Raw genomic sequence first — 25,029 nt, forward strand, 5'->3', positions numbered from 1 at the left:
TTGACATGAATCAGGGTTGAGGTCGCATGCTCGGCCGATGTCGAGCACAGCCGTCACCGCCGCACCCGCCGCACCAGGGCTCTTCGCACCCCGGTTCCGCGCGATGACGGTGGGCAGCGTCGCGTTGATCTCACTGCTCGCGTTCGAGGCGTTGGCGGTCGGTACGGCGATGCCGACGGTCGCCCGCAGCCTGGACGGGCTGGCGCTCTACGGGATCGCCTTCGGTGGCCCGTTCGCCACCGGTGTGCTGGCCATGGTGGTCTCCGGAATCTGGTGTGACGCCCGGGGTCCTCGCGGGCCGATGTGGCACGGCGTCGCCTGGTTCGTGGTGGGGTTGCTGATCGCCGGGACCGCCCCGGTGATGAGCGCGCTCGTCGTCGGGCGGGTCGTGCAGGGTTTCGGCTCCGGGCTGCTCTCGGTGGCGCTCTACGTGATCGTCGGGCACGCGTACCCGCAGGAGCTGCACCGGCGGATCTTCGCGGCGTTCGCTGCGGCGTGGGTCGTACCGTCGCTGGTGGGGCCGGCTGTCGCCGGCCTGATCGTGCAGTACCTGGGCTGGCGGTGGGTCTTCCTGGCGGTGCCGGCGGTGGCGGTGCCGGCGGTGCTGCTGATCCATCCGGGCCTGCGGTCGTTGGGCCGGAGTGTGGCCGCGAGCCCACCGGCGGGCGCGCTCGGGCGGATCGGTTGGGCGTGTGGGGCCGCGGTGAGTGCCGCACTGCTGCACATCGGGGGACAGCAGCGCGGTGCCACCGCCCTGGTGCTGGTCGCGCTCGCCGTGGTTGGCCTGCTGGTCTGCGCCCCGCGACTGCTGCCGGCCGGGTTCCTCCGGGCGGCCCGAGGGTTGCCCACCGTCGTGGGGCTGCGGGGCCTGGCGTCGGCGGCCTTCGTCGGCGCCGAGGTGGTCATCCCGCTGATGCTGTCGCGGGAGCGGGGCCTCTCGCCGACAGCGGCCGGACTGGTCCTCACCGTCGGCGCGTTGGCGTGGTCGGTGGGCTCCTGGTTGCAGGGCCGCATTCCGGTGCCGGCATCGCGGGCCACCCTGCCGCGCGTCGGGCTGGGCTGCATCACGATCGGCACCGCCACTGTGGCGCTGGCCGTCCGGCCCGAGCTCCCGGTGGCTGTAGCCGTTGTCGGTTGGGCGGTGGCCGGTCTGGGCATGGGGTTGCTCTATCCGTCGTTGTCGGTGCTCACGCTGGAGTTCTCCGCGCCGGGTGAGCAGGGTCGCAACAGCTCGTCACTGCAACTGAGCGACTCCCTCTTCGCGGCCACCGTGCTCGCTCTGACCGGGGCTGTGCTGGCGGCCGGGAGTGCGCCCGGCCCGGCCAGCTACACGACGACGCTCGTGGTGGCCGCTGGGCTGGCCCTGCTCGGGGCGGTGCTCGCCGGCCGGGTGGTGGTGGGCGGGGGTGTGCGACAAGGCGGGTGATCCGCGGATTCGGCCGCGTCCCGGCTGCCGGTGCCGGAAGGATGGCGGGCGATGAACCTCCTGACCGTCCTGCCGCTCGCCGTGGTCATGGTCGCCGGGACGCAGCTGGTGGTGGCGGTCTTCCTCGCCTCGTCGGATCGGCCCCGGGCCGCGTCGCTGGGCTTCCTCACCGGCGCGGGGCTGGTGGTGGCCGCCGGGGTGACTGTGGCGTGGTTGGTGACCCGGCTGGTGGGTGGAGTGGCGGCCGACGCCAGCGCCGTCGCCGGGAAGATCGATCGCGGTCCCGCCATCGACCTGGTGGTGCTGGCCCTGCTGGTGATCCTGGCCGTGCTGATCTGGCTACGCCGCAACCGGTCCGGACCGCCGCGCTGGCTGGGCGGCATCGAGCGCGCCGACGCGCCGCAGGCGCTGCGGCTGGGTGCGCTGCTCTTCGTGGCGACCCCCACGGACGACCTCACCATGGCCACCGTCGGGGCGAGCGTGGCCCGTCACGATCTGCCGTGGTGGCACCTGGTGCCGTTCGTGCTGTTCACAGTGCTCCTGCTCGGGTTGCCGCTGCTGGCGTTGCTGCTGCTCGGGAGCAGGGCGGCGCGGGTGTTGACCCGGATGCGGGAATGGGCCGAGGGGCACGCCTGGATCGTCAGCGAGATCGTGATCGCGTTCTTCGCGCTGCTGACCGGGTTGGACCTGATCCGGTCCGGCTCAACCGCCGCCCTCCGCTGACACGTACGAGGGAACCGGGCGGAGATGAGCGCAACAACGGTTCACGTTCGTCTTACCGTGACGGCATGTTCGCTGTCGTCACCACGGTGATCCTCTACGTCTTCGGTTTCGTCTTCCTCTACGGCGTGATCCGGCTGGGTGTCCGGCACGCGTTCGAGGATCTGGAGTTGCAACGGGCCAAGGCCCAGCGCGAAGAGGAGTTGGCGGCCGCCCGCGACCGCTCCTTCATGCGCGACAACGCTTTCCTCGCCGGCAGTTGAGCGCCGGATCGGTCCGGCCCGGCCCGGTGGCGTCGTCGGGCGGACGGGGAGCCGCCGGACGGTTCAACGTCGCGGATGCGAGGATCGCACCCGTGATGGGAACGCTGAAGACGGAACCGGCCCGCGCCCGCCTCGATCTGCTCGCCCCGCCGGTCGCGGAGGCCATCGCCCAGTGGCCGGCCAGCGCCCCGGTGGACGTCAACGACGTGCTGGTCGCGCCGATCGACGCCGACCTCGCCGACACCGCGGCGTTCTGCGCGGCGTACGAGGTGGGGCTGGACGTGTCGGCCAACTGTGTCGTGGTGGCGGGCAAGCGTGAGGGTGTGGTCCGTTACGCGGCCTGCATCGTCCTGGCCACCACCCGGGCCGACGTGAACGGCGTGGCCCGCCGGGCGTTGGACGTCCGCAAGGCGAGCTTCGCCCCGATGGCCGACGCTGTCGAGTTGACCGGCATGGAGTACGGCGGCATCACCCCGATCGGGCTGCCGGCCCAGTGGCCGATCCTGGTGGACGCGCGGGTCATCGCCACACCGCACGTGATCGTCGGGTCCGGCGTACGGCACAGCAAGATCGCGCTGCCGGGGCCGGCGTTGGGCGCGCTGCCCGGAGCGCAGGTGGTGGAAGGGCTGGCCAGGCCGGCCTGACCACGCATCGGCATCGATGTCGTTGCACGTGAAACATCGTGATCATCGATGCCGGATGCTGGCCGCTGGTGACTCAGTGTGAGTGGGCTGCGGATTCGCGCTGCTCCACCTCGGCCAGCGCGGCGAGCAACGTCTGCACCTCCTGCGCGCCGGAGACCGCGTACTTCCCGGCCAGCACGAAGGTCGGCACGCTGGTGATGCCCAGGGCCTGAGCGTGGGCCAGGGCGGCGGTGACGTCGGCGACGCGTTCGTCGGAGTCGAGGAACCGGCGGGCGTCGGCCGCGTCCAGGCCGACCTCGCCGGCCAGGGTGGCCAGCGCCTCCCGCGACCCGACGTCGACGCCGTGGTTGAAGTGCGCCTGGTACAGCGCCTCGACCATCTCGGCGGCCCTGCCCTGGTCGCTCGCCCAGGAGACCAGCCGGTGCGCCTCGAAGGTGTTGGCGATCACCGCGCGGTCGTAGTCGAGCCGCAGCCCGTCGGCCGCCGCGACCTGGGTCACGTGGTCGACCATCTGCCGGGCGCGCCCCGGACCGCCGAACTTGCCGGCCAACGCCTGCACCAGCGGCAGGGGCTGCGGCACCGGCGACGGGTCGAGCTGGAACGGCCGGTAGTGGACCGTCACCTCGCCCGGGTAGCTGGCGAGGGCCTCATCCAGGCGGCGCTTGCCGATGTAGCACCACGGGCAGATGACGTCCGCGTAGATCTCGATCTCCATGACCGGTGCCAACCTCGCGGTCAGCCGCGTTGTTCCCGGATCTGACGCTTGAGACGACCCAGGATCGCCGTGCCGCCCCGGACCCGCAGCGGGCTGATCGCCTGCGCCAGCCCCATCCGCTGGTAGAGGTCGTCCGGTACGGCCAGCACCTGCTCGGCGCTCGCGCCGGCGAGCCCTTCGGCGAGGATCCCGGCGAACGCCCGGGTGGTGGGCGCCTCCGGCGGGCAGTCGAAGAGCGTCTCGACGGTGCCTTCCGGTGTCACCCGGGCGCGCAGGAAGAACGCCGTCTGGCACTCGGGCACCTGCTCCATGCCCTCGCGCTCCGCGGCACCCTCCGGCAGCGCCGGGATGACGTCCGCGTACTCCAGGAGCATCTCCAGCACCAGGTCGCGCGGCGCGGCCGCGAACTCGTCGACGATCTCGGCCAGTCGGGCCGGCATGTCAGCCATGCGTCGAGGCTACCGCCGTGGTGCCGGAGCCCCGGTCACACAGTGGGCGACTGCTCACTGATCTCGCTGAGCGCGCTGGTGGGGTCGAGCTGCATGGCCAGGTCGCCGAGCGAGACGATCCCCACCAGCTTGCGGTCACTGTCACAGACCAGCACCCGTCGGATGCCCCGATCCCGCATGAGCGCCGCCGCCTCACCCGCCGTGCAGTGCTGCTCGATCATGACGACCTCGCGGGTCACTATCGCACCGATGGTGGTGGCCGCCGGGGAGCTGTTCTCCGCCACGGCCCGCACCACGATGTCCCGGTCGGTGAGCATGCCGGCGAGGCTGGCGCCATCGGTGACCACCACATCACCGATGTCGGCCTCCTTCATCACCCTGGCCGCCTCGTCCAGAGTGGTCTCGGCCGGCAGGTACACCACCTGCTTGGTCATCACGTCGCTGACCCGGTAACCGGTCATGAGAGCCTCCGAAGACGTTTCCACCGATCCGACTGCACTACCCAGTGACGCCGTGGCTACACCAGGCTCGCACGTTCCTGGCGTACCTCGTTGACGAGTCGATCCAGCAGACCGTCCAGCGGCAGCTCGGTGCGCTCGCCGCCGGCCCGCTCGCGCAGCTCGACGTACCCCTCGGTGAGTCGGCGGCCGACCACGACGGCCCGGGGGATGCCGATCAGCTCGGCGTCGGTGAACTTGACCCCGGCCGAGACGTGCGTGCGGTCGTCGACCAGCACCCGCAGGCCGGCCGCGGCGAGCCGCCCGCCGAGCTCCAGCGCCGCGTCGAGCTGCGGGCCCTTGCCCGCAACCACCAGGTGTACGTCACACGGCGCGATCGCCGCCGGCCAGACCAGCCCCCGGTCGTCGTGGTGCTGTTCGGCGACGGCCGCCACCGCCCGGGAGACCCCGATGCCGTAGCAGCCCATGGTCGGCCGGACCGGCTTGCCGGCCGGCCCGAGCACGTCGACAGCGAAGGCGTCGGTGAACCGGCGGCCGAGCTGGAAGATGTGCCCGATCTCGATGCCCCGCCGGATGGTCAGCTCGCCCGTCCCGCAGTCGGGGCAGGGGTCGCCGGGGCGCACGTCGGCCGCCTCGATGGTGCCGTCGGGGGTGAAGTCCCGTCCGCAGACCACGTCGGTCGCGTGCCGGCCCGGCTCGTTCGCCCCGGTCAGCCACGCCGACCCGGCCACCACCCGGGGATCGACCAGGTAACGGATGCCCAGCTTGTCGAGCAGCTGCGGCCCGATGTAGCCGCGTACCAGCTCCGGATGCTCGGCCCACTCCTCGAAGACGGTCACCTGCGCCGGGTGCAGTGCGGCACCGACCCGCTTCAGGTCGACCTCCCGGTCACCGGGCAGCCCGACCACCAGGGGCACGGCCCGTTCCGCGCCCGGCTGCCGGACGGACAGCACGACGTTCTTCAGGGTGTCGGCGGCGGTCCAGCCGTCCCGACCGCCCAACCGGCGCGCGTTGGCCAACTCCACGAGGCTGGCGATCGTCGGGGTCTCCGGGGTGTCGTGCACCTCGGCGGCCGGCTGCGCGGCCGGATCGCCGGCGGCGGGCACCCGGGTGAGGACCGCCTCGGTGTTGGCCGCGTAGTCGCAGGAGGTGCAGCCCACGAAGGTGTCCTCGCCGACCGGCGTCGCGGCCAGGAACTCCTCCGACGCCGAGCCACCCATCGCGCCGGACATCGCCTGCACCACCGTGTAGTCCAGACCCAACCGGTCGAAGATCCGCCGGTACGCGGAGCGGTGCCGGGCGTACGCCTCGCGCAGCCCGGCCTCGTCCAGGTCGAAGGAGTACGCGTCCTTCATCAGGAACTCCCGGCCGCGCAGCAGCCCGGCCCGGGGCCGCGCCTCGTCGCGGAACTTCGTCTGCACCTGGAACAGCGTCACCGGGAAGTCCCGGTAGGAGGTGAACAGGTCCTTGACCAGCAGCGCCGCCATCTCCTCGTGGGTGGGCGCCAACAGGTGCTCGGCGCCGCGCCGGTCGGCGAGGGTGAAGATGTCGTCGCCGTACTCGGCCCACCGGCCACTCGTGCGGTACGGCTCGGCCGGCAGCAGTGCCGGGAAGTGCACCTCCTGGTCGCCGATCGCGAACAGCTCGGCGCGTACCACCTCGGTGATCCGGTCCAGCACCAGCTTGCCCAGCGGCAGCCAGGTGTAGCCGCCCGGTGCGGCCCGACGGATGTAACCGGCACGCAGCAGCAGCCGGTGACTCGGCACCTCCGCGTCGGCCGGGTCCTCGCGCAGGGTCCGCAGCAGCACTGTCGACATGCGTAGCAGCATCCGGGCAGCCTACGGTCGATGCGTCAGGCTGAGCCATCCCGTTTCGACATCGCGGATATCGGCGGCGCAACACCCGATATCGGCGATCCGGCGTCGAATCAGGCTGCCGGGCGGCAACTGGGCAATGACCTCCGACACGTCGCGGATTCGGGGCGGCACCGGGCGATCCCGCGGTGACAGACTGGTCGCCGCAGGCAACAAGTGGCGTGAGGGAGGCGCGGGTGCGCTGGCGCAGTTTTGTCGCGGTCGGGGACAGCTTCACCGAGGGCATGGACGACGCGTACCCGGACGGCACCTACCGGGGCTGGGCGGACCTGGTGGCGACCCGACTCGCCGCCGAGGCGGGCCCCGACTTCCGGTACGCCAACCTGGCCATCCGGGGCCGGCTCTTCCCCAGTGTGGTCGCCGAGCAGGTGCCCTCCGCGGTGGCGATGAAGCCGGATCTGATCAGCTTCGCGGCCGGTGGCAACGACGTGCTGCGGCGCACCTTCGACCCGGACACGCTGGTCGCCCGCTTCGACGAGGTGGTCCGGCAACTGCGCTCGGGCGGCGCTGACGTGCTCCTCTTCCGGTTCGCGGACGTGATGGCCCGGCTGCCCGGCCAACGCCTCGTCGCACCCCGGGTGCAGCTGCTCAACCAGGCGGTCGGCGAGACCGCCGAGCGGCACGGCGCCATCATGGTCGACCTGTATGCCGACGACACCTTCCTCAACCCGATGCTCTGGAGCACCGACCGGTTGCACCTCTCCCCGGCCGGCCACCGGCGGGTCGCCGGCCAGGTGTTGAACGCCCTGGGCGTTGGTTGCGACGAGGAGTGGCTGATGGTCCCGCCGCACCCGGCACCCTCGCCGTGGCTGGCCGCCCGCGCCGCCGATCTGCGGTGGGCCGGTCAGCACCTCGCCCCGTGGGTGAAGCGGCGGTTGACCGGTCGGTCGTCCGGCGACACGGTGACGGCGAAGCGCCCGCAACTCGGCCCGCTCGTCGACTGAGCGTGCTCACCCTGCACACTGCGGCCCTGCTGTGCCGCGACCGGGACGGCGAACCGGTGCCGGAGCACGCTGTGCTGGTCAGCGGCGACCGGGTCGCGGCCGTCGGCCCGCTGGCCGAGTTGAGTGCGGCGTACGCCGGGGCCCGGGTTCGCCGTTGGCCCGGGACGCTGGGGCCGGGTCTGCTGCACGACGGTCCGCTGCCGCCCGCACCGACCCCGCGCGAACGGGTGCACGCGCTGTTGCGTACCGGGGTGACGGCGGTCCTGGCGGAACACCTGGCCGACCCGGCGCTGCGGGCCGCCGCCGAGCGGAGCGACCTGCTGGTGCTGCCCACCGCCGTGGTGCCGACGCTGCGTCCGGACGGTCGGGCCGACCTCGCGGTGCACGGCGACGACGGCACCTGTCTGGTGACAGTGGTAGCCGGCCGGATCGTCCACCGCCGCGCCTGAACAGGCGCTGACACCTCCACTGTGGAGTGCACCGATCGAATCGGGGTCGCCCGATGTCCGCCCGCCCCGATAACATCCGCTGCCCCCGCTGATCGGAAGGCGGGGACATCGGGGAAAGGTGGCTGGGGGATGACCCTCATACCTGGCACGACGACATCCGCACGACCGCTCCGGGCGCTGCTGGCGACGGGGCTTTCCGTGGCGGTCGCCGCCGGGACGCTCACGCTGACGGCCGTGCCGGCCGCAGCGAACGACGTACCGAACGCGCCTGCCATCGACGACAACCAGCCGCCGGGTGTGCCGACCGAGCTGCAGACCTCCGGCGAACCGTGCACCACGGCGGAGCCGTACCAGTGGTGGCAGAACGACGACCTGACGCTCTCCGCCGTCCTGCACGACCCGGACATCGACGCGAACGGCGGCACCGACCGGTTGACCACCACCTTCGCGCTCTGGCCGGTCGACGAGCCGGCGGCCCGGATCGAACGGTTCGGGTACAACGGGCGGGACGGCGATCGGGAGAGCGGCCTCTTCGAACGGGAGGTGCTGACCCACGACCGGGTGTACGCGTGGCAGGTCCGGGCGGCGGACAGCCAGGCGACCGGCGAGTGGAGCGGCCTCTGCTACCTCCGGACCGACTTCCAGGGCCCGGAGGCCGCGCCGGTCGTCACCTCCAGTGACTTCCCGGTCGACGGTTGGCACCCGGCGTTGCCGGGACAGTTCACCTTCGACGCGGCGGCCACACCGGACGCTGTTGGTTTCCGGTACGAGCTGCTCGGCGGCGACGGTGTCCAGGTGGTGTCGGCGGACGGGCCGGGCGGCTCGGCCACTGTCACGCTCCGCCCGGAGGCGGGGCCCAACACCCTCGTGGTGTGGAGCCTCGACGCGGCCGGGAACCGCTCGCCCGAGGCGCGGTACGAATTCCGGGCCAGCGATGTCGCGCCGATCATCACCGGCAGACTCACCGAGATCGGTGTGCCGACCACGTTCACGGTGCAGCCGCAGATGGCCGGGGTGGTCCGATACCGGTTCCAGTTGGACGGCGACCCGGAGCAGACGGTGGAGGCGGCGGCCGACGGCACCGCCACGCTGACCGTCACCGCGACCCGGGGTGGCTACCGGACGCTCTCGGTGACCAGCGTGACCGCCGACGGCGTGACCGCGACCGCGTCGAGCAATTTCCGGCTGAGCACCGCGCCGAAGATCACCGCGACGGTCTATCAGCAGGGCGTCACCAGTGGGGGGCCGGGCGTGCCCGGGGTCTTCACCTTCACCCCGCGCCAGCCCGACGTGGTCAGCTACCGCTATCGCTTCGGCACTGTGACCAGCACCGTGGCCGCGGCGGCCGACGGCACCGCGTCGGTGACCTGGGCGCCGACGAAGGCCGGCCTGACCTCGCTCACCGTCTGGAGCATCGACGGGGACGGCACCCAGTCGGACTCGGCGTCGTTCACCTTCTTCGTCGGCAACCAGCCGCCGAGCAGCTAGCCGGAGCAACCCGGCGGGTGGCCTCGCCGGGGCGATCGTGATCCGGCGAATGCCGACCGGCCCACCATCCCGTGCGGGGGTGGTGGGCCGGCCGGCGTTACAGCGGTCGCGGGCGGCGATCCGGCGTACCTTTGGGATCATGTCTGTGCCGAACGATCCCGATCCCCGCCTCCAGTCGTACGCGGACCCGCAGCGGTTGGTCACCACCGAGTGGCTGGCCGCGCATCTGGGCGACGAGGGCCTCGTCGTCGTCGAGTCCGACGAGGACGTGCTGCTCTACGAATCCGGTCACATTCCCGGTGCCGTCAAGGTTGACTGGCACCTGGAGTTGAACGACCAGGTGACCCGGGACTACCTGGACCCGAAGAGCTTCGCCGAGATGTGCGCGGCGAAGGGCATCGGCCGGGGCGACACCGTCGTCTTCTACGGCGACAACTTCAACTGGTGGGCCGCGTACGCCCTCTGGGTCTTCTCGCTCTTCGGTCACGCCGATGTGCGACTGCTCGACGGCGGTCGGCAGAAGTGGATCGCCGAGGGACGCGAGGTGACCCGCGACAAGCCGGCCCGCCCGCGCGCCGACTACCCGGTGCCGCTGCGCGACGACGCCCCGCTGCGGGCCTTCCGTGAGCAGGTCATGGCGCACATCGCCGCCGGTCGGCCACTTGTCGACGTCCGCTCGCCGGGTGAGTACACCGGCGAGATGCTGCACATGCCGGACTACCCGCAGGAGGGTGCGTTGCGCGGTGGGCACATCCCGGGTGCGGTCAGCAAGCCGTGGAAGTCCGCCGCCAACGAGGACGGCACGTTCAAGTCCGCCGACGAGTTGAAGGCGATCTACGCCGACCAGCTCGGGCTGAGCCCCGACGACGACGTGATCGCGTACTGCCGGATCGGGGAGCGGTCCAGCCACACCTGGTTCGTGCTGCGGCACCTGTTGGGTTACCCGCAGGTGCGCAACTACGACGGCTCGTGGACCGAGTGGGGCAACCTGGTCCGGGCACCTGTGGTGAAGGGCGACCAGCCGGGCGGCCTGGCCGCCTGACCGGCGCGACCGTCCCCGCGTGACAGTGAACGTCGCGCGGGGACGGTGTTTCAGCCGGCCAGTGCGATCGGACCGCGCAGGTCGCGAACGATGCCGGTGATCTCGCCGGTCTCCGGGTACCAGCGGGCCAGGGCGGCCGGTTCCAGTCGGAGCAGCACCGCGCCCCTGCCGTCCCAGCCCAGGACCTCACAGCAGCCCTTGGCGCGATCCCGGCCGAGGTCGAGCAGGTGGACTACGGCGCCGGTCCGTGCGTCCAACACCGCCGCCCCCTCGGCACCGTTGATCTCGCTGCTGGTGATCCAGGCCGCCCGGGCCAGCCGTTCACCGTGCAACCAGCCTCGGCCGTAGAACTCGTTGACCTGGTAGGGCGAGGGCAGCTGCGAGGCGTTGACCGGCTGCTCGGAGCGGAGTTCGCCCTCCCGGGCGGTCCGGCTGCGCAGCATCAGGCTGGTCCCCTCGCCGTAGGTCTCGATCAACGGGGCCTCCCGGCCGGCGTCCGGGTCGGGTGCGATCAACTCCCAGGTCGACACGTCGATGATGCTGGCCGCCCCGGTGACCCGGTCCACCGCGTACGTCCGGTCGTCGCCGCCGACCAGCACCCGGTCGTGCGCCCACACCACCAGCTCCAGGTAGCCGTCGAGCGGTATCCGGCGGACGGCGGCCGTGCTGAGGTCGATCAGGACCAGCTCTTTGGTCTGCGCGAACGCGGCCTGCCGGCCGTCCGGCGACAGCACTCCCGGCTTCAGCGCGCCCGCCTCGTTGCCGCTCGCGTCGCGGGTCGGTGCCAACGTCACCACGTCGAGGCTGCGCACCACGCCGTCGTTGCCGAGCACCCGGACCGGGCCGTCCGCGCGATTTTCCTCGTCCACCGGCTGGAACAGCGCCACTGCCCGCTGGACCGGTCGCTCGGAGAGCGGCACCGTCGCCGGAGCGCCGAGCCGGGCCAACGGATCGGGCGGGAAGGTCAGCTCGGCGGGCGGCTTCTGCACCGGACCCGCGTGGGAGGGGTCGACGGTCGGGGTCACCGTCGGACCCACCGGTGGGACCGGCGCGGGATCGGCGGGCGGTCGCAGCGCCGCCACCGTGCCGCCACCGACCAGCACCACGGCCAGGGCGACCACCGCGACGGCCCGCCGGGTGCGCCGGGTACGCCGAGCCCGCTCCCATCCGGCGGCGGCCGGCTGGCTGGGCAGCACGTCCTCGACGCTGACGGTCAGCAGTCGGCGCAGCTCCTGCTCGTTCACGGGTTCACCTCCAGACCGCTGGCCAGATCGGCCGGGCCTCGACCCGGTCGGGCGTCGCGGGCGAGGTCCGGGGCGACCTCGCGGAGTCGGCGCAGCGCCGCGTGGCACTGGCTCTTCACGGTGCCGACTGTCACGCCGAGCGCCTCAGCGGTGGCGACCTCGGTCAGATCCTCGTAGTAGCGCAACACCAGCACGGCTCGCTGCCGTGGGGGCAGCAGGCCCAGCGCGTCGTGCATCGTCAGCCGTAACGCGCCGTCCCGGTCGTGGGCCACCTGGTCCGGCGGCGCGGCGCTGAGCCACTCCCGCCGTCGGCGCCGCCACCACGACACCGAGTCGCGGTAGAGGATGGCCCGCACGTACGCGGAGGGGTCGCCGTCGCGGACCGAGGACCAGCGCAGCGCCAGCTTGAGCAGCGCGTCCTGGAGGAGGTCTTCGGCCTGGTGCCGGTTGCCGCAGATCAGGTAGGCCGCGCGGAGCAGCCGGTGCTGGTGGTTCTCCACGAAGGCGAGGTAGCCGTCGCGTCCGTCGTCCCTCGTCGGCGCCATCCGTCCCCCTCCCGGCCGTCGCGCGGTACGCGTCAACAGGCAGACGCACGGGAGGGGGAAAAAGGTTGGGTCAGCTCGGCGGCGTTCCGGTCAGATAACGCTGCAGGGTCGGCGCGACCCAGGAGACCAGCTCGTCCGGCGTGGTGTCCACCATGGGCGGCAGCCGGACGATGTATCTGGTGAAGGCGAGGCCGAGGACCTGACTGGCCACCAGGCCGGCCCGTCGGGCGGTCAGCGTCGGGTCGGTGCCGAAGGTGGCCACTGCGGCGGTGAGCTGGTTGGCGAAGATGCCGCGCATGCGTTCGGCCGCACCGGGATTGGTGCTGGCGGCCCGCAGTAGCGCCACCAGGGTCTCGTCGCCCTCCCACCGGGCCAGGAAGTGTCGGACCAGCACCTCACCGAGTCGGGCGGGCGGCACCGAGGTCAGGTCGGGCAGGCGGAGGTCGAACTCGGCCGCCGCCGCGAAGAGCCCTTCCTTGCTGCCGTAGTAGCGCATGACCATCGACGGGTCGATCTGGGCGTCGGCGGCGATGGCCCGGATCGTGGCGCGTTCGTAGCCGTCCGCCGCGAACCGTTCCCGGGCCGCTCGCAGGATCGCCGCCCGGGTGGCGTCGGAGCGGCGGGGCTGGGTCGGCGGGGCGGACGAGGTCATGCCAACGACCGTATGCCAACACTTGTTGACACGCAATCGTGAGGCGCTCTAGCGTGGCCAACAAGTGTTTGCCAACACATGTTGGCAGTCGTCTTCTGGAGGTGGCCATGCTGCCCACGAACACTGACGTCCTGGTGGTGGGTGCCGGCCCCACCGGTCTCGCCACCGCGTTGACGCTGGCCCGGCGCGGGGTCGAGGTGACAGTGCTGGACCGCCTCGCCGCGCCGCCAACGACCTCCCGCGCCGCCGTCGTGCACGCGTACACCCTGGAGGTGCTGGACCGGATCGGCGCCGCCGCGCCGCTGATCGCCCAGGCGGTGCGGACGCCGCGTTTCACGGTGCGCGACCGGGACCGGGTGCTGCTGTCGGTGCCGTTCCACGAGCTGCCGTCCCGCTTCCCCTACGCGCTGCTGATCTCCCAGGCGGTCACCGAGACCGTGCTCACCGAAAAGTTGGCCGAGCTCGGTGTCCAGGTACGACGGCCGTGCCAGCTCACCGGGCTGAGGCGCGTCGGTGACGGCATGCTCGCGCAGGTCGACGGGCAGGCGGTGCGCGCCCGGTTCGTGGTCGGCGCGGACGGCCTGCACAGCACGGTCCGGGAGTTGGCCGGCATCGGCTTCACCGGCAGCAGCGACGAGGAGTCCTTCGTCCTCGCCGACGTACGGGTGCACAGCGTGCTGCCCCGCGACGAGGCGGCGCTCTTCCTCGCCCGCCCCGGGCCGTTGGTCTGGGCCCCACTCCCCGGCGGGGTGGTCCGGATGGTCGCCGCCGTGCGGAACGCACCGGCCGAACCGGATGCGGCCTACCTTCAGGCGCTGCTCGACGAGCGCGGCCCGGTACGACGACCCGACCGGGTGACCGACGTGGTCTGGGGCTCCCGGTTCCGGGTGCACCACCGGATCGCCGACACCTTCCGAGCCGGACCGGTGCTGCTGGCCGGTGACGCCGGGCACGTGCACAGCCCCGCCGGCGGGCAGGGCATGAACCTCGGCATCTGCGACGCGGTCGCGCTCGGCACCGCGGTGGCGGACGTGCTCGACGGTGGCCCGGAGACGCTGCTCGACGACTACGACGCCCGCCAGCGACCGATGGCCGAGGACGTGATGAGCTTCGCCGCCGGGCTGACCAGGTTGGCCGGCGTCTCCCCGGCCGGCCGGCCCGCCCGGGACGTGCTGCTCCGGCTGCTCGGTGCCGTTCCACCGGCCCGTCGACGGATCGCGCTGCGCCTGTCCGGGCTGTCCCACCGCGAGCGAACGCCGAGCTAGGCCACGCCACTGCGGCTCAGCACGCCGGGTGCGGCCGACCGCAGCGTCCGCCACGCGGTCAGGGTGACCAGCGCGAACGTCCCCGCTGCCGCGCCCGCCACCGGCACCGTGCCGTACGCCGCGGCGGCCAGCCCGGCGAGCGCCGCCCCGAGCGGTGCGGTGAGCAGACCGACCATCCGCTGCGCCGCACCTACCCGGCCCAGCAGCTCGCCCGGCACCTGCCGCTGCCCGTACGACGCCCACAGGCTGTTCCACACCACTGTGCCGGCGGCGAAGACGGCCAGCGCGATCCCACCCGGCACCGGATGCCGAGCCAGCGCGAAGCCGGTCAGCGCCATGGTCTGCCCGGCCAGCACCACCCGCAGCGCCGGCACCGTGCCGAGCCGGGCGGCGAGCCGCCCCGACCCGAGCGCACCCGCCAGGCCCCCGAAGATGGCTGCGGCGGCGAACAGCCCGTACCCGGCCGGCGGCACCCGCAGCACATCCAGCGCGTAGAGCACCAGCACCGCCATGATCCCGCTGATCGCCAGGTTGCTCGCCGCGGTGAGCAGTGTGAGCCGCCACAGCGTCCGGTGCGCCCGCAGCCAGCGCAGCCCCTCGACGATCTCGCTCCACACCGAGCCGCGCCGCCTCCGCACCCTGCTCCGTGGCGCCGGGGCGAGGGCCAGCACGAGCACCGCGGCCACCGCGAAGGTGACGGCGTCGAGGGCGAACGGAAGGGCCGGGGCGACGGCGAACAGGACACCGGCGGCGGGAGCCCCGAGGAAACCGCCGGCCACCGCTGACCCCGCCTGGAGCCGGCCGTTCGCCCGGGGCAACGCGTCCGGCGGCACCACCGCGGGAAGCAGCGCGAACGAGGCGGAGTCGAAGAGGGTGCCCAACGCGGCGAGCAGGAACGCCGCCACCAGCAACACCGGGACGCTGACCCGGTTGAGCGCGACCACCACGGCCAGCGCCGCCACCACGCCAGCGCGTACCCCGTCGACCACCGCCATCGTCCGACGGCGGTCCCAGCGGTCCGCGTACACCCCGCCGAGCAGACCGAAGAGCAGCGGCGGCACCTGCCCGGCCACGGTGACCGCCGCGATGATCCGGGGATCGCGGGTCACTGTCGCGGCCAACAGGGCCAGCGCCGGGGTACGCAGCGCGTCTCCGAATCGCGACGACACGGCAGCGGACCAGAGCAGCCGGAAGTCCCGGCCGAGAGCAGTGGCGGTCATGCCGGTGACCGTGCCGGTTCGACCGGGTCGAGGGTCAAGCCACCACAGTGCGGAACGACCGTCAGCCGCCGCTCCACCGCAGGCAGTTCCCGGTCTAGGCTTGCCCGGTGACGGTGGAGCAGCAGGCACGGGGTGCGGCGGGTGCGGGCCGGCGCAGGTCCCGCAAGGACGAGATCCTGGAGATCGCGGTAGGTCTTTTCGCAGCGCGCGGATATCACGGCGTGTCGATGGACGACATCGGTGCGGCCGCCGGGGTCACCGGTCCGGCGCTGTACCACCACTTCGCCGGCAAGGAGGCCATGCTGGCCGCCGCGCTGATCCCGGTCAGTGAGGGGTTGCTGGCAGGTGGGCGGGAACGCGCCGCCGGCCGGTCGGACGACCCGCGCGGCGTGCTGGAGTCGCTGATCGACTTCCACGTGGAGTTCGCCCTGGCCAACCCGGCGGTGATCGCGTTGCACCTGCACGAGCTGGACCGCCTGCCCGAGGAGCCGCGGCGGCGGATCCGCCGCCTGCAACGGCTCTACGTCGAGGAGTGGGTGACGGTGCTCACCGCGCTGCACCCGGGCATGCCCGACGGTGAGGCGCGGGTGCTCGCGCACGCCGCGTTCGGCCTGATGAACTCGACGCCGTTCCTCGGCGGTGAGGTGGACCGGCGACGTCGTGCCGAGCTGCTGCGCGGCGCGACCCTGGCCGCGCTGCTCGCCTGAGCCGACTCGTCAGAACCGTGCCGGTCATGATTCCCTGACATCGTCCCACCATCCGGACGCCGGGAGGAAACATGATCGAGTCACTGCTGGTCGCCAATCGGGGCGAGATCGCCCGCCGGATCATCCGGACCGCCAAGCGGCTCGGCATCCGCGCGATCGCTGTGTACTCGGAGGCCGACGCCGACCTGCCGTTCGTCGCCGAGGCGGACGAGGCGGTCCTCATCGGCCCACCGAACCCGGCGCTGAGCTACCGCAACACCGAGGCGATCCTCGCCGCCGCGAAGTCGACGGGCGCGCAGGCCATCCACCCCGGCTACGGCTTCCTGTCGGAGAACGCCGAGTTCGCCCGTACCGTCGAGGCGAGCGGCCTGATCTGGGTCGGACCTGACGCGGACGCGATCACCGCGATGGGCGACAAGATCAATGCTCGGAACCTGATGGCGGCGGCGGGTGTTCCGGTCGCGCCCGGCACCACCGACCCGGCCGCCGACCTGGATGCGGCGGTGTCGGCCGCCGCCGAGATCGGCTACCCGGTGATGGTCAAGGCCGCCGCCGGCGGTGGCGGCATGGGCATGGGCGTGGCCGTCGACGAGGCCGCGCTGCGCACCGAGTACGACAAGGTGCGCGCGTTCGCCGAGCGGATGTTCGGCGACGGTTCGGTGTTGATCGAGCGGTACTTTCCCCGGGTACGGCACGTCGAGGTGCAGATCCTCGGTCTGGCCGACGGTCGGGTGGTGGCGCTCGGCGAGCGGGAGTGCTCGGTGCAGCGGCGCAACCAGAAGTTGGTCGAGGAGTCCCCGTCGCCGGCGGTCTCGCCGGAGCTGCGCTCCCGTCTGCTGGCGGCGGCGGTGCGGGCCGGCGAGGCGGTCGACTACCGCAACGCGGGGACTGTGGAGTGCCTGTTGGTCCCGCGTCAGCGGGACGGTGCTGGCGCTGCTTCCGGTTCCGAGGAGTTCTTCTTCCTGGAGATGAACACGCGGTTGCAGGTGGAGCATCCGGTGACCGAGTACGTCTACGGCATCGACCTGGTCGAGGAGCAGTTGCGGGTGGCCTCCGGGCTGGCGCCGACGTTCGACCCGGACGCGTTGACCCCCGGTGGTCACGCCATGGAGATGCGGATCAACGCCGAGGACCCGAAGCGCTTCCTGCCCGGCCCCGGTGTGATCAGGACGTGGGTGGAGCCGACGGGCGAGGGGGTCCGGGTGGACTCCGGCTACACCGAGGGCAACACGGTCACCCCGTTCTACGACAGCCTGCTGGCCAAGCTGATCATCACCGGCGCGACCCGAGCCGAGGTGCTCGACCGCGCGGAGGCGGCCGTCGCGGCGTTCCAGATCGAGGGCCCAAAGAACAACGTCCCCTTCTTCGCCGAACTGCTCACCAACGACGAGTTCCGCTCCGGCACCTACGACACCGCCATCGTCTCCCGCATGCGCTGACCCCCACCCCCCCGCCCCGCGCGGTGATCAAGAGGTTTGCGTCAGGATTCGTGCCGAGGATGACGCAAACCTCTTGATCAACAGTGGAGTGGCATGCTGGGGGAACCCCTAAGCACTGCTTTCGTCACAGTGAGGTGACCCCCTTATGGCGGACCTGCCGAGTTTCGTCTCGATCCGTGAGGTCGGGCCACGGGACGGGTTGCAGAACGAGGACCCGATCCCGACCGACGCCAAGGTGCGGCTGCTCGACGCCCTCTCCGGCACCGGTGTACGCCGGATCGAGGCGGTGTCGTTCGTGCACCCCAAGGCGATCCCGCAGATGGCGGACGCCGACGAGGTGTGGCGGCGGGCGGTGAAGGCCGACGGGGTGCGCTACTCGGCGCTGGTGCCGAACACCCGGGGCGCGCAGCGGGCCCTCGCCGCCGGGTTCACCGAGATCGAGGTGGTGGTCTCGGCCAGTGACACGCACAACCGGCGCAACGTCAACAGGTCCACCGACGAGTCGCTGGACGACATCGCCGAGCTGATCGACCTGCTGCACGGTGCCTCGGCGCGGGTCGAGGTGATCGTGGCGACCAGCTTCGGCTGCCCGTACGAGGGGGACATCGACCCGCAGCGGGTGGCCGGGATCGTGGACCGGGTGGTCCGCGACGGCGCCGACCGGGTCGCGTTCGGCGACACCACCGGCATGGGCACCCCACGCCGGGTCCGCGAGCTGCTGACCGCGGTACGCGACCGCAACGCGCACGTGCCGGTCCTGCTGCACTTCCACAACACCCGGGGGACGGCGCTGGCCAACCTGTTGACCGCGTTGGAGCTGGGGGTGACCGAGTTCGACGCCAGCGTCGGTGGCCTCGGTGGCTGCCCGTACGCGCCGGGGGCGAGCGGCAACCTGGCCACCGAGGAGGCCGTGCACATGCTGCACGACATGGGCGTCGACACCGGCATCGACCTGCCGGCGCTGATCGAGGTGGCGGAGTTGGCCGAGGAGCTGCTCGGCAAGAAGCTGCCGTCCGGTGTGCTGCGGGCCGGCCCGCGTACCCGGCTGACGCCGCTGCCGAGCTGAGGACGCGACGAAGGGGCCGGCGCGGTCGCCGGCCCCTTCCAGGTGCCTGGTCGCTCAGCTCACCGGGGTGAGCGTGCTCGGCCAGCTGTCGCGGAAGATGTCCGCGCTGCGGTCGGTGGCGCTGAACGTGCCGGCGAAGAGGTTGCTGACCCGGCTCGCCTCGGCGCTGCTCGGGTACGGGTTGGTGCAGCTGGTGCCGGCGCTGCCGCCGGACATCAGCAGCGAGCAGTTCCCGTTGTAGTTGTCCGGCAGGCCGAGGATGTGCCCGATCTCGTGGGTCATGATCCGCAGCACGCTGTACTGGGCGGCCTGCTGGGTGTCGATGTAGACCCGGCCGTTGCCGAGGCTGGTCCGCACGGCGTACGAGCCGCCGCCGGTGATCCGGTAGATCCGCAGGTTCGAGCCGCAGTTCGCCGTGAGCGTCAGGTTGACGGTGGCGTTGTTCCAGATCGTGGCGGCCTGGTTGGCGACGCTGGCGTAGCTGCCCGCCTGGCTGGTGTTGTAGCAGATGGTCATGGCGGCGGACGCGGGCGCGGGGTTGGCGACCGTGAGGCCGAGGGTGGTGAGTGCCGTCGCGAGCAACGCGACAGCGAGCCGATTGAGTCGTGAGGTCATCGCTGACTCCAATCCGGGAGGAGGGGTGTCAGGAGCCTAGCGATACTCATTCATGTTATTCAATGTCTTGCTCTCGGCTCGACTGTCTGATTCGCTCGTAGGTCGCCGACAGTCGTGCTCATGCGCTAGCCTAACGATCGTTCAGGTCGTTCTGGCGGAGGAGTCGGCGTGACGCTCGACGGTGAGGCACTGGAGCAGCTGCGCAAGCGCGCCCGGTCCGGCGGCGCGGACAAGTACCACGCCGCCAACGCGGCCAAGGGCAAGCTCTTCGCCCGTGAACGGGTCGCGCTCCTGGTCGACGAGGGGTCGTTCGTCGAGGACGGCCTCTACGCCAACGCGCTCGCCGACGGGCTGCCCGCCGACGGCGTGGTGACCGGCACCGCCACGATCGACGGCCGACAGGTCTGCCTGATGGCCAACGACTCCACAGTCAAGGCCGGCAGCTGGGGCGCCCGCACCGTCGAGAAGATCATCCGCATCATTGAGCGCGCGTACGGCGCCGGTGTGCCGATGGTCTACCTGGTCGACTCGGCCGGCGCCCGGATCACCGACCAGGTCGACCTCTTTCCCGGCCGGCGGGGCGCCGGCAAGATCTTCTGGAACCAGGTCCGCGCCTCGGGCTCGATCCCGCAGGTCTGCGCGCTGTTCGGTCCGAGCGCAGCCGGTGGGGCGTACATCCCGGCGTTCTGCGACGTGGTGGCGCTCGTCGACGGCAACGCCAGCATGTATCTCGGCTCCGACCGGATGGTCGAGATGGTCACCGGCGAGAAGACCACCCTGGAGGCGATGGGCGGGGCGAAGGTGCACACCGCCGAATCCGGAGTGGGGCACTTCCTCTGCAAGACCGAGGCCGACGCGCTCGACGTCGTGAAGACCTACCTGTCGTACCTGCCGGCGAACTGGACCCAGCAACCGCCGGCCGCGCCGGCGGTCGCCGCGCCCGCGAAGGCCGACCTGGCCGCGCTGGTGCCGGCCAGTGAGCGGCAGGCGTTCGACATGCGGCGGTACGTCAAGGGTCTGCTCGACGAGGGCTCGTTCTTCGAGATCCAGGCGCTCTGGGCCAAGGAGTTGACAATCGGCTTCGGTCGACTCGACGGCCAGGTCGTCGGCGTGGTCGGCAACAACTCGATGTTCAAGGGCGGCGTGCTCTTCGTCGACTCGGCCGACAAGGCCACCCGGTTCGTGCAGCTCTGCGACGCGTTCAACGTGCCGCTGCTCTTCCTCAGCGACGTACCGGGCTTCATGGTCGGCAGCGCTGTGGAGAAGCAGGGCATCATCCGGCACGGCGCCAAGATGATCACGGCGATCTCCGAGGCGACGGTGCCGAAGATCTGCGTGGTGGTCCGCAAGGCGTACGGCGCCGGCCTCTACGCGATGGCCGGCCCCGGCTTCGAGCCGGACGCGACGATCGCCCTGCCCACCGCGAAGATCGCGGTGATGGGCGCCGAAGCCGCCGTGAACGCGGTCTACGCCAACAAGATCGCCGCCATTGCGGACGAGGACGAGCGGGCCGCGTTCGTCGCCGCCAAGCGCGCCGAGTACGAGCAGGACATCGACGTCGTCCGGCTCGCCAGCGAACTGGTGGTGGACGCCATCGTCGAGCCGCACGATCTGCGCACCGAGCTGGTCCGCCGGTTCGCGGCGGCACGCACCAAGGACCGGCACTTCTCCCGCCGTCGGCACGGCGTCACCCCGGTCTGATCATCGACTCGGGCCCGCACAGCGACCCGCCCTCGGCGTCACGAGCGCCGAGGCGGACCGTCCTTACAGGAGGATGAGATGGACTTCCGGCTCACCGACGAACAAGAGGCGCTGCGCGAGAGCGTGCGGGAATTCGCCCGCGAGGTGGTCGCCCCGGTCATCGCCGAGCACTACGAGCAGCACACCTTTCCGTACGAGGTGATCCGGCAGATGGGCAAGATGGGCCTGTTCGGCCTGCCCTTCGACGAGCAGCACGGCGGCATGGGCGGCGACTACTTCGCGCTCTGCCTGGCGCTGGAGGAGTTGGCCCGGGTCGACTCGAGTGTGGCCATCACGCTGGAGGCGGCGGTCTCGTTGGGCGCGATGCCGATCTACCGCTTCGGCACCGAGGAGCAGAAGGCGACCTGGTTGCCCCGGCTGCTCAGCGGTGAGGCGCTGGCCGGCTTCGGTCTCACCGAGCCGGGCACCGGCTCGGACGCCGCCGGCACGCAGACGCGGGCGGTGTTGGACGGCGACGAGTGGGTGATCAACGGGTCGAAGGCGTTCATCACGAACTCCGGGACCGACATCACAGCCATGGTCACTGTCACCGCGGTGACCGGCACGAACCCGGACGGTTCCAAGGAACTGTCGACGATCATCGTGCCGACCGGGACGCCCGGGTTCACCGTGGCCCCCGGCTACTCCAAGGTGGGGTGGACCGCCTCGGACACCCACGAGCTGACCTTCGACGACTGTCGGGTGCCGGCCGCCAACCTGCTCGGCGCTCGGGGTCGGGGGTTCGCGCAGTTCCTGCGGATCCTCGACGAGGGCCGGATCGCCATCGCCGCGCTGGCCGTCGGTCTCGCGCAGGGCTGCGTCGACGAGTCCATCAGGTACGCGAAGGAACGGCACGCCTTCGGTCAGCCGATCGGCGCCAACCAGGCCATCCAGTTCAAGATCGCCGACATGGAGTTGAAGGCGCACACCGCCCGGTTGGCCTACTACGACGCCGCCGCGCGGATGCTGGCCGGCGAGCCGTTCAAGCGGCAGGCCGCCATCGCGAAACTGCACGCCAGCACGATCGCCGTGGACAACGCCCGGGAGGCCACCCAGATCCACGGCGGGTACGGCTTCATGAACGAGTACCCGGTTGCCCGGTTCTGGCGGGACTCCAAGATCCTGGAGATCGGCGAAGGCACCAGCGAGGTGCAGCGCATGATCATCGCTCGGGATCTGGGTCTCTGAGTGGTCCAGCCGAACTGATCAGCCGGTCGTTCCGGACGGGCTGTCCGTACGGCTGTCGGGTTTCGGCGAGCGGGCGTCGGTAGCCCGACGTTCGACTGCCGATGGTCGGAGTCGATCCGTACTCTTCGAGCCCATGACTCCGGATCATGACTGGTCGCGGAGCCCGGCTGGGCGGACCACACTGCCGGAGCTGCTCCGCGGGCATCGACGCGCCGCCGGCCTGACCCAGGCCGAGCTGGCGTCGCGGGCCGGGGTGGGCGTGCGGACGGTGCGTGACCTGGAGCGTGGCCGGTCGATCCGGCCGCAGCGCACCACCGTCGAACTGCTCGCCGGGGCGTTGGCGCTGACCGGCGCCAGCCGGGCGGCGTTCCTGGCCGCGGCCCGCGGCGTCGGTGCCGAGCCGGCCCCACCGGACGTCGCGTCGACGACGTTCGCCGTCAGCGGCAACGCCGCGTCGGCCGTACCCGCCGGCCCGGCGGTCGCGCTCCCGCCGCCGGTCGCGTTGATCGGCCGGGATCGCGACCTCACCGAGCTGGCCGCAATGCTGACCGCCGAGCGAGGGCCCCGGCTGGTGAGCCTCGTCGGGCTGGCCGGCGTCGGCAAGACCGCCCTGGCGACGTCGGTGGCGCACCTGGTGGCCTCCGACCACCCGGGCGGTGTCGCCGGGGTGCTGGTCGGCGAGGGATCGGACGGTCCGGACGTGCTCGCCGCCTCGATGTCAGTACTCGGTGTGGCGCGCCTGTCCGAACTCGTGGCCCGGCTCGCCGGACGGCCGGCGCTGCTGGTGATGGACGCGGTGGAGCACGCCCCGGGACCGGTGGCCGCGACCCTGCACCGGTTGATCGGCGCACTGCCCTCACTGCGGGTCCTGGTGACCGGGCGACACCCGGTCGGGTTGCCCGGTGAGCGGGTCTGGCCGGTCGCGCCGCTCGACGTGCCACCGCCGGAGGCCGAGCACTCCGGACTCGAATCGTGGCCGGCGGTCGCGTTGTTCACCGCCCGGCTCGCTCAGGTGCGCCGGGAGCCGCCCACCCCCGCTGAGCTGCCGGCGCTCGCCGCGTTGGTGCGCCGGTTGGGCGGGCTGCCGTTGGCCATCGAGCTGATGGCCGCCCGAGGTCGGCTCCTCGACCTCACCGAACTGCTCGACCGGTACGGCGACCGGGTGCTCGACCTGGCCACTCCGGCCGACGCCTCCACCCACCCGCGCTGGGACGCACCGGAGGGGCGCACCGGTCGCACGAGCGTGCCCGACAACGGTGCGGGGGGCGCGGTAGCGGTCACCCTGCGGGACGCGGTGGCGTTCAGCTACCGCCTGTTGGCGTCGGACGAGCGGGCCGCGCTGCGGCAGCTGGCCGTCTTCGGCAACCGCTGGTCCGTGGAGTTGGCCGAGGAGATGCTCGCCGACGAGGCCGACCGGGACGGCGCTGTGGCGATCGACCCGGTGCCACTGTTGGACCGCTTCGTCGAGCTGGGGCTGCTGAGCGTACGCGGAACCGGGTCGTTCCGGTTCCGGCTGCTGGACGCGGTCCGTGACTACGCCGTCGAGCAGGCGACCGGTGAGGGCGAGCTGACCTGCATCCGGCGTCGACACGCGGAGGTCATCGCGCGCCTGGTGGCACGGACCGCCAGTGACCTGGTCGGCCCACGGCTGCCCGACGCGGTGCACCGGCTGGACGAGATGAGCAGTGACATCAGCTCGTCGTTGGCCCACGCGGCCACCGACGACCCGTTGACCGCACTGCGGCTGGCGGCCTGCCTGACCCGCTGGTGGCGGTTCCGCGGACGCGATGTCGTCGGGCGGCAGTGGCTGCGGCGGCTGTTGGCGGACCCGCGGACCGGCGACGCCGACCCTCTCCTGCGGGGCTGGGCCGCTCTCGGGGCCGCCCGGCTGGCTGCCGAGCACGGGGCGGGGGCGGAGGAGCTGTCGACGGCCCGCGCGGCGCTGGACACCTTCCGGCGGGCCGGCGACGTCACCGGGGAGTTGGAGGCGCGCAACGTGCTCGGCACCCTGCTGATCTCCGTGGGGAGGCAGGAGGAGGCTCGCGAGCAGGCCGAGGCGCTGCTGCGGTTGGCTGCCCGCAACGGCCGGACCCGGGACCTGGCGGTGGCCCAGAACAGCCTCGCCTGGCACGAGATCCGCGCCGGCGACCTGGCTGCGGCCCGCCGCCGGCTCGCTGCTGTGGACCGGCTCGCCGTCGAGAGCGGGGAGCGGCGACTGCGGGTGCTGGGCTGGGCCAACCGTGCCGAGGTCGCCCGGCTGGAGGGCTGGTACGCGGACGCTGTCGACCGGGGCCAGCGGGCCATCGAGGCCCTGTCCGAGCTGGGTGACCCCGGGCGTCGCCGTCGGGTGCTGGGGACCGTCGGGCTGGCGCTCGCCCAGGACGGGCGGGTCGCGGAGGCGACCGAGGTGCTGGCCGAGTTGCGGGCCGGGGGCGTGGAGTCGTTGCCGGCGCGGCCGACAGTGCCGCGACAACGGTCGGGCGACGCGACGCTGAGGTGGGGTGGGCCGGAGGCCGGGCTGTGCGCGCTGATCGAGGGGAACCTGGCGCTGCACCGGGGTGACCGGGAGTTGGCCGCCGAGTGGTTCGCCGCCGCCAGCGACAACGCGGGGCAGGATCGCCGCGACGTGGTGGAGGCGCTGGTGGGACTGGCCGCGAGCACTGCGGACCCGACGGTGCTCGATCGACTGGACCGGGTCTGCGTGGAGACCGGCATCCGGCTGTTGCCGCAGGAGTCGGGCCTGCTCTACGCGCTGGTCGCCGACCGGGACGGGTCGACTCGCTAGGAGCGACGAACCGGGTGTCCTCGGGAGGATCGCGACGGGAGAGTGGCGCGGGCGAAGAGCCCCCTTTGGTGCTACCCCTCGCTGATCGCCC

25 protein-coding genes are annotated in these 25,029 nt (G+C 72.1%); 16 read left to right on the top strand and 9 right to left on the bottom strand.

Features of this window, described 5'->3' with window-relative positions; translation table 11 throughout:
- Positions 1-37: 37 nt before the first annotated feature.
- From IF22_RS0113735 to IF22_RS0113750, 4 genes are all read left to right on the top strand, one after another.
- Positions 38-1,426 (top strand): MFS transporter, encoded by a 1,389-nt coding sequence (locus tag IF22_RS0113735; RefSeq protein ID WP_030331900.1) that lies wholly within the window; start codon positions 38-40, stop codon positions 1,424-1,426.
- Positions 1,427-1,477: 51 nt separating this feature from the next.
- Complete coding sequence (locus tag IF22_RS0113740; RefSeq protein WP_030331902.1) at positions 1,478-2,149, top strand: GAP family protein; 672 nt, start codon at positions 1,478-1,480, stop codon at positions 2,147-2,149.
- A 65-nt stretch (positions 2,150-2,214) separates the two neighbouring features.
- Positions 2,215-2,409 (top strand): hypothetical protein, encoded by a 195-nt coding sequence (locus tag IF22_RS0113745; RefSeq protein WP_030331904.1) that lies wholly within the window; start codon positions 2,215-2,217, stop codon positions 2,407-2,409.
- Between the two features lie 95 nt (positions 2,410-2,504).
- Positions 2,505-3,053: a YbaK/EbsC family protein gene (locus IF22_RS0113750; RefSeq protein ID WP_030331905.1), complete on the top strand. Its 549-nt coding sequence runs from the start codon at positions 2,505-2,507 to the stop codon at positions 3,051-3,053.
- Positions 3,054-3,126: 73 nt separating this feature from the next.
- On the opposite strand, the gene IF22_RS0113755 is transcribed toward IF22_RS0113750, so the two are convergent.
- The 4 genes from IF22_RS0113755 to IF22_RS0113770 are packed head-to-tail and all read right to left on the bottom strand — an operon-like array spanning position 3,127 to position 6,504.
- Positions 3,127-3,768, bottom strand: coding sequence for a DsbA family oxidoreductase (locus IF22_RS0113755; protein ID WP_030331907.1), 642 nt, complete (start codon positions 3,766-3,768; stop codon positions 3,127-3,129).
- Between the two features lie 20 nt (positions 3,769-3,788).
- A complete protein-coding gene (locus IF22_RS0113760) occupies positions 3,789-4,217 on the bottom strand; it encodes a SufE family protein (RefSeq protein WP_030331909.1) in 429 nt (142 codons plus the stop codon).
- A gap of 35 nt (positions 4,218-4,252) precedes the next feature.
- Positions 4,253-4,678, bottom strand: coding sequence for a CBS domain-containing protein (locus IF22_RS0113765; RefSeq protein ID WP_030331911.1), 426 nt, complete (start codon positions 4,676-4,678; stop codon positions 4,253-4,255).
- Positions 4,679-4,734: 56 nt separating this feature from the next.
- Positions 4,735-6,504, bottom strand: coding sequence for a proline--tRNA ligase (locus IF22_RS0113770; protein WP_030331912.1), 1,770 nt, complete (start codon positions 6,502-6,504; stop codon positions 4,735-4,737).
- An 18-nt stretch (positions 6,505-6,522) separates the two neighbouring features.
- On the opposite strand from IF22_RS0113770, the gene IF22_RS35000 reads away from it, so the two are divergent.
- The 5 genes from IF22_RS35000 (at position 6,523) to IF22_RS0113790 (ending at position 10,472) form a co-directional block, all read left to right on the top strand.
- Positions 6,523-6,681: a hypothetical protein gene (locus IF22_RS35000; RefSeq protein WP_156057550.1), complete on the top strand. Its 159-nt coding sequence runs from the start codon at positions 6,523-6,525 to the stop codon at positions 6,679-6,681.
- Positions 6,682-6,725: 44 nt separating this feature from the next.
- Positions 6,726-7,493, top strand: a complete 768-nt coding sequence (locus IF22_RS0113775) for an SGNH/GDSL hydrolase family protein (RefSeq protein ID WP_030331914.1) — start codon at positions 6,726-6,728, stop codon at positions 7,491-7,493.
- A 2-nt stretch (positions 7,494-7,495) separates the two neighbouring features.
- Complete coding sequence (locus IF22_RS0113780; RefSeq protein ID WP_030331916.1) at positions 7,496-7,942, top strand: imidazolonepropionase-like domain-containing protein; 447 nt, start codon at positions 7,496-7,498, stop codon at positions 7,940-7,942.
- Positions 7,943-8,071: 129 nt separating this feature from the next.
- Positions 8,072-9,430: a hypothetical protein gene (locus IF22_RS33775; protein ID WP_156057553.1), complete on the top strand. Its 1,359-nt coding sequence runs from the start codon at positions 8,072-8,074 to the stop codon at positions 9,428-9,430.
- Positions 9,431-9,569: 139 nt separating this feature from the next.
- Entirely contained in the window at positions 9,570-10,472 is a 903-nt protein-coding gene (locus IF22_RS0113790) for a sulfurtransferase (protein WP_030331920.1), read from the top strand.
- A gap of 50 nt (positions 10,473-10,522) precedes the next feature.
- Here the strand turns inward: IF22_RS0113790 and IF22_RS0113795 are convergent, their stop codons facing one another.
- From IF22_RS0113795 to IF22_RS0113805, 3 genes are all read right to left on the bottom strand, one after another.
- Positions 10,523-11,716: a hypothetical protein gene (locus tag IF22_RS0113795; RefSeq protein ID WP_030331922.1), complete on the bottom strand. Its 1,194-nt coding sequence runs from the start codon at positions 11,714-11,716 to the stop codon at positions 10,523-10,525.
- Entirely contained in the window at positions 11,713-12,261 is a 549-nt protein-coding gene (locus IF22_RS0113800) for a SigE family RNA polymerase sigma factor (RefSeq protein ID WP_036411447.1), read from the bottom strand. Before IF22_RS0113800 ends, IF22_RS0113795 begins: the two co-directional genes overlap by 4 nt.
- A 70-nt stretch (positions 12,262-12,331) precedes the next feature.
- A complete protein-coding gene (locus IF22_RS0113805; RefSeq protein ID WP_030331926.1) occupies positions 12,332-12,913 on the bottom strand; it encodes a TetR/AcrR family transcriptional regulator in 582 nt (193 codons plus the stop codon).
- Between the two features lie 107 nt (positions 12,914-13,020).
- On the opposite strand from IF22_RS0113805, the gene IF22_RS0113810 reads away from it, so the two are divergent.
- Positions 13,021-14,178, top strand: a complete 1,158-nt coding sequence (locus IF22_RS0113810) for an FAD-dependent oxidoreductase (protein WP_030331928.1) — start codon at positions 13,021-13,023, stop codon at positions 14,176-14,178.
- Here IF22_RS0113810 and IF22_RS0113815 read toward each other — a convergent pair.
- On the bottom strand, positions 14,175-15,398 hold the full coding sequence (locus tag IF22_RS0113815; RefSeq protein ID WP_030331929.1) for an MFS transporter: 1,224 nt from the start codon (positions 15,396-15,398) through the stop codon (positions 14,175-14,177). The two genes, IF22_RS0113810 and IF22_RS0113815, sit on opposite strands and share 4 nt — an antisense overlap.
- Positions 15,399-15,505: 107 nt before the next feature.
- Here IF22_RS0113815 and IF22_RS0113820 point away from each other — a divergent pair, with 107 nt between their 5' ends.
- From IF22_RS0113820 to IF22_RS0113830, 3 genes are all read left to right on the top strand, one after another.
- Positions 15,506-16,105 carry a TetR/AcrR family transcriptional regulator gene (locus IF22_RS0113820; protein ID WP_030331931.1) on the top strand — a complete coding sequence of 200 codons (600 nt, stop codon included), beginning with the start codon at positions 15,506-15,508 and terminating at the stop codon, positions 16,103-16,105.
- Between the two features lie 71 nt (positions 16,106-16,176).
- The gene (locus IF22_RS0113825; RefSeq protein WP_030331933.1) at positions 16,177-17,544 is read left to right on the top strand and encodes an acetyl-CoA carboxylase biotin carboxylase subunit; all 1,368 of its coding nucleotides are present in this window, start codon (positions 16,177-16,179) and stop codon (positions 17,542-17,544) included.
- A gap of 145 nt (positions 17,545-17,689) precedes the next feature.
- On the top strand, positions 17,690-18,610 hold the full coding sequence (locus tag IF22_RS0113830) for a hydroxymethylglutaryl-CoA lyase (protein WP_030331935.1): 921 nt from the start codon (positions 17,690-17,692) through the stop codon (positions 18,608-18,610).
- 54 nt (positions 18,611-18,664) lie between these two features.
- Here the strand turns inward: IF22_RS0113830 and IF22_RS0113835 are convergent, their stop codons facing one another.
- Positions 18,665-19,225, bottom strand: coding sequence for a snapalysin family zinc-dependent metalloprotease (locus IF22_RS0113835; protein ID WP_030331937.1), 561 nt, complete (start codon positions 19,223-19,225; stop codon positions 18,665-18,667).
- Positions 19,226-19,393: 168 nt separating this feature from the next.
- Here IF22_RS0113835 and IF22_RS0113840 point away from each other — a divergent pair, with 168 nt between their 5' ends.
- From IF22_RS0113840 to IF22_RS0113850, 3 genes are all read left to right on the top strand, one after another.
- Positions 19,394-20,926: an acyl-CoA carboxylase subunit beta gene (locus IF22_RS0113840; protein WP_030331940.1), complete on the top strand. Its 1,533-nt coding sequence runs from the start codon at positions 19,394-19,396 to the stop codon at positions 20,924-20,926.
- A gap of 78 nt (positions 20,927-21,004) precedes the next feature.
- Entirely contained in the window at positions 21,005-22,153 is a 1,149-nt protein-coding gene (locus IF22_RS0113845) for an acyl-CoA dehydrogenase family protein (RefSeq protein ID WP_030331942.1), read from the top strand.
- Between the two features lie 133 nt (positions 22,154-22,286).
- Positions 22,287-24,938, top strand: a complete 2,652-nt coding sequence (locus tag IF22_RS0113850; protein ID WP_030331943.1) for an ATP-binding protein — start codon at positions 22,287-22,289, stop codon at positions 24,936-24,938.
- Positions 24,939-25,029: the final 91 nt, after the last annotated feature.

The sequence above is a fragment of the Micromonospora parva genome (assembly GCF_000718515.1).
GTDB lineage: Bacteria > Actinomycetota > Actinomycetes > Mycobacteriales > Micromonosporaceae > Micromonospora > Micromonospora parva.

What these genes read in the sequence shown, in the direction of transcription:
- IF22_RS0113735 (WP_030331900.1), top strand. Translation starts at nt 38, where the DNA reads ATGTCGAGCACAGCCGTCACCGCCGCACCCGCCGCACCAGGGCTCTTC.
- IF22_RS0113740 (WP_030331902.1), top strand. Translation starts at nt 1,478, where the DNA reads ATGAACCTCCTGACCGTCCTGCCGCTCGCCGTGGTCATGGTCGCCGGG.
- IF22_RS0113745 (WP_030331904.1), top strand. Translation starts at nt 2,215, where the DNA reads ATGTTCGCTGTCGTCACCACGGTGATCCTCTACGTCTTCGGTTTCGTC.
- IF22_RS0113750 (WP_030331905.1), top strand. Translation starts at nt 2,505, where the DNA reads ATGGGAACGCTGAAGACGGAACCGGCCCGCGCCCGCCTCGATCTGCTC.
- IF22_RS0113755 (WP_030331907.1), bottom strand. Translation starts at nt 3,768, where the DNA reads ATGGAGATCGAGATCTACGCGGACGTCATCTGCCCGTGGTGCTACATC.
- IF22_RS0113760 (WP_030331909.1), bottom strand. Translation starts at nt 4,217, where the DNA reads ATGGCTGACATGCCGGCCCGACTGGCCGAGATCGTCGACGAGTTCGCG.
- IF22_RS0113765 (WP_030331911.1), bottom strand. Translation starts at nt 4,678, where the DNA reads ATGACCGGTTACCGGGTCAGCGACGTGATGACCAAGCAGGTGGTGTAC.
- IF22_RS0113770 (WP_030331912.1), bottom strand. Translation starts at nt 6,504, where the DNA reads ATGCTGCTACGCATGTCGACAGTGCTGCTGCGGACCCTGCGCGAGGAC.
- IF22_RS35000 (WP_156057550.1), top strand. Translation starts at nt 6,523, where the DNA reads ATGCGTCAGGCTGAGCCATCCCGTTTCGACATCGCGGATATCGGCGGC.
- IF22_RS33775 (WP_156057553.1), top strand. Translation starts at nt 8,072, where the DNA reads ATGACCCTCATACCTGGCACGACGACATCCGCACGACCGCTCCGGGCG.
- IF22_RS0113790 (WP_030331920.1), top strand. Translation starts at nt 9,570, where the DNA reads ATGTCTGTGCCGAACGATCCCGATCCCCGCCTCCAGTCGTACGCGGAC.
- IF22_RS0113800 (WP_036411447.1), bottom strand. Translation starts at nt 12,261, where the DNA reads ATGGCGCCGACGAGGGACGACGGACGCGACGGCTACCTCGCCTTCGTG.
- IF22_RS0113805 (WP_030331926.1), bottom strand. Translation starts at nt 12,913, where the DNA reads ATGACCTCGTCCGCCCCGCCGACCCAGCCCCGCCGCTCCGACGCCACC.
- IF22_RS0113810 (WP_030331928.1), top strand. Translation starts at nt 13,021, where the DNA reads ATGCTGCCCACGAACACTGACGTCCTGGTGGTGGGTGCCGGCCCCACC.
- IF22_RS0113815 (WP_030331929.1), bottom strand. Translation starts at nt 15,398, where the DNA reads ATGACCGCCACTGCTCTCGGCCGGGACTTCCGGCTGCTCTGGTCCGCT.
- IF22_RS0113825 (WP_030331933.1), top strand. Translation starts at nt 16,177, where the DNA reads ATGATCGAGTCACTGCTGGTCGCCAATCGGGGCGAGATCGCCCGCCGG.
- IF22_RS0113830 (WP_030331935.1), top strand. Translation starts at nt 17,690, where the DNA reads ATGGCGGACCTGCCGAGTTTCGTCTCGATCCGTGAGGTCGGGCCACGG.
- IF22_RS0113835 (WP_030331937.1), bottom strand. Translation starts at nt 19,225, where the DNA reads ATGACCTCACGACTCAATCGGCTCGCTGTCGCGTTGCTCGCGACGGCA.
- IF22_RS0113845 (WP_030331942.1), top strand. Translation starts at nt 21,005, where the DNA reads ATGGACTTCCGGCTCACCGACGAACAAGAGGCGCTGCGCGAGAGCGTG.
- IF22_RS0113850 (WP_030331943.1), top strand. Translation starts at nt 22,287, where the DNA reads ATGACTCCGGATCATGACTGGTCGCGGAGCCCGGCTGGGCGGACCACA.